We start from the raw sequence: 2,800 nt of genomic DNA, 5'->3' as shown, positions 1-2,800 counted from the left end.
GGACCTACCGGCGCCACTGACCGCTTTCCAGCGCGACATGTGGTTGGCGGAGCAGCTCGCCCCGGGCACCCCGATGCACACCCTCGGACTGCGCTTCCGCCTGGACGGGGTCGACGACCCGGGCCGGCTCGCCGCAGCGTTGCGTGCCCTGGTCGCCGGCCACGACGCCTTCCGCGCGGTCGTGCGGGAAGACGCCGACAGACCGACACTCAGGGTCGGCGCGCAGCCCCCCGCGCTGCCCTTCGAGGTGCACGACCTGCGTGCGATCCCCGTCCGGGAACGGGCCGACCGCCGCGCCGAGCTTGCCGCCCGCCGCGGGCGCACGGTCTTCGACATCGCCACCGGCCCGCTGCTGGCCGCCACCGCGATCCGGCTCGGGGACCGGGAGTGGGAACTCGTCGTGGCCGTGCACCATCTGGTGTTCGACGGCTGGTCGGTCGTGGTGTTCGCCGAGCGGCTCGCCGCGCTGCTGGCCGGGGAGACCCCCGCGGAACTGCCCTCGTTCGCCGGGTATCTGCGGCGGCGGCGGACCGAGCCTCGCACCTTCGAGCACTGGATCGACCGCCTCACCGCGGTGGACACCGACGTGGAGGTCCCCGCCGACCGGCCCCGTCCACCGGTGCGGTCCTTCGCCGGCGCCACCCACCGGATCACACTGCCCCTGGACCTGCTGGCCGCCGTCGAACACGCCGCCCGAGCCCGGGCCACGACGCCCTCGGCGCTGCTGCTCGCCGGGGTGTCCGCCCTGATCGCCCGGCTCAGCGGGCACGGCGACGTCACCGTGCTCAGCCCGCTGGCCCACCGCGACCCCGACACCGCCGCCGGCATCGGTGCCTACCTGACGATCGTGCCGCTGCGGGTCGACCTCTCCGACGACCCGGACTCCGCCACCGCGATCGGCCGGGCCGGCGACGCTCTGACCGACGCCCTCGGCCACCCGGACGTGGCTCTTGACGAGCTGGTCCGGGCGCTACCGGTGCGGCCACACTCCGACCGCGGCCCGCTGACCCAGGTGATGCTCAACATCATCACGGTCGCCCCGGCCCGGTCCCGCCGCGGCGACATCGCCGTCGAGCACCTCGGCGACACCGTCTCCGGCGGCGCCAAACTCGACCTGAACCTGACCGTGGACCTGGCGCGGCCGGGCGCGCCCGAGCTGGCCGTCGAGTACGCCACGGACCTGTTCGCCCCGGCTACCGCCGCCCGCCTGCTCGAGCACCTGCTGATCCTGCTGCGCGACCTCGTCGAGCACCCCGGCCTGCCGGTCAGCCGGCTCGCGCTGCTGTCGCCGGCCCAGCGCGACGCCGTCCTGGCAACCGCAGTGACCCCGGCCCCCGACACTGACACCGACGTCGGGGACGTCCACGACCGCCCGCGCGGTGGGACGCACCTGCTGGTCAGCGAACAGGCCCGGCTGTACCCGAACGCCACGGCCGTCCGCGACGGCGACGTGAGCTGGACCTACACCGAGCTGGAGCGGCACGCCGATGTCCTCGGCGCGCGGCTGCTGGCCGTGGGGGTGACACCCGGGGACCGGGTGGCGATCTGCCTGCCCCGCGGCCGGGACGCCTACGCCGCCGTGCTGGCGGTGTGGCGCGCCGGGGCCGCCTACGTGCCGCTGGACCCGCAGTACCCCGCCGACCGGCTGCGGTACATGCTCGCCGACAGCGGCGCGGCGGTGGTGGTGACCCGCCCCGGGACCTGGCCGGGCGAACGCGCCGACACGGTGGTGGACGTCACGGTGGTGGACGTCACGGGGAACACCGCTTCGGCGGCGCCGCTCCCGGCCCGGCGGCTGCCATGGCCGCAGACCGCGCCGACGGCAGCCGCCTACGTGATCTACACCTCCGGTACCACGGGCCGGCCCAAGGGCGTCGTCGTCGCGCACGCCAACCTGCACCACGCCGCGGCGATGTGGCGCCACGCCTACGACCTGCGGCCCGGCGAGCGGCATCTGCAGGGCGCCAACACCTCGTTCGACGTGTTCGCCGGCGAGATGCTGCGGGCACTGACCGCCGGCGGCTGCCTGGTGACCTGTGGGCAGGAGACCCTGCTGGACCCGGCGGCGCTGGCCGCGCTGCTGGTCGAGGAGCGGATCGCGGTCGTCGAGCTGGTGCCGGCCGTGCTGCGCCGGCTGCTCGACCACGTGGAGCCGGCGACCGGCGGCCCGCCGCCGCTGGCCGGAATCCGGGTCCTGGCCGGGGGCGCCGATGCCTGGGCGGTGCACGAGTACCGTCGCGCCGCCCGTGCGGTGGGGCCGGGCGGGCGGGTGGTCAACTCCTACGGCGTCACCGAGGCCACGATCGACAACGCCTACTTCGAAGGCGACGTCACGCACCTGCCGGCCGAAGCGCTGCTGCCGATCGGGCGTCCCTACCCCGGCAACCGGCTCTACGTCCTCGACGACCGGGCGGAGCTGGTGCCGTTCGGCGTACCAGGCGAGCTGTGGATCGGCGGAGCGGGGGTCGCGACCGGCTACCACGACCGCGCCGACCTCACCGCCACGCGGTTCCGGCCCGACCCGTTCGCGGGCGGGCCCGGCGCGCGGATGTACCGCACCGGCGACCGGGCACGTCTGCGCGCCGACGGTGTGCTGGAGCTGCTGGGCCGCCTCGACGATCAGGTCAAGCTGCACGGGCATCGGATCGAGCTGGCCGAGGTTGAGGCCGCGCTCGCCGCGTTACCGCAGGTCGGCGCCGCGGCGGTGGTGCTGCGGCCCGACCGGCGGGGCACACCCCGGCTGGTCGGCTACGTCACCGCGCGGGACCCCGCCGACCCACCCGACCCGACCGGGCTGCGC

The 2,800-nt window shown here is 75.7% G+C and carries 1 protein-coding gene; it reads left to right on the top strand.

Features of this window, described 5'->3' with window-relative positions; translation table 11 throughout:
• A partial coding sequence (locus NBZ85_RS29880) for a non-ribosomal peptide synthetase (protein ID WP_261563280.1) occupies positions 1-2,800 on the top strand: 2,800 nt, incomplete at both ends.

This window comes from Frankia tisae (genome assembly GCF_025403405.1).
Classification (GTDB): domain Bacteria; phylum Actinomycetota; class Actinomycetes; order Frankiales; family Frankiaceae; genus Frankia; species Frankia tisai.
This window is presented reverse-complemented; position numbering and strand designations above follow the sequence as displayed.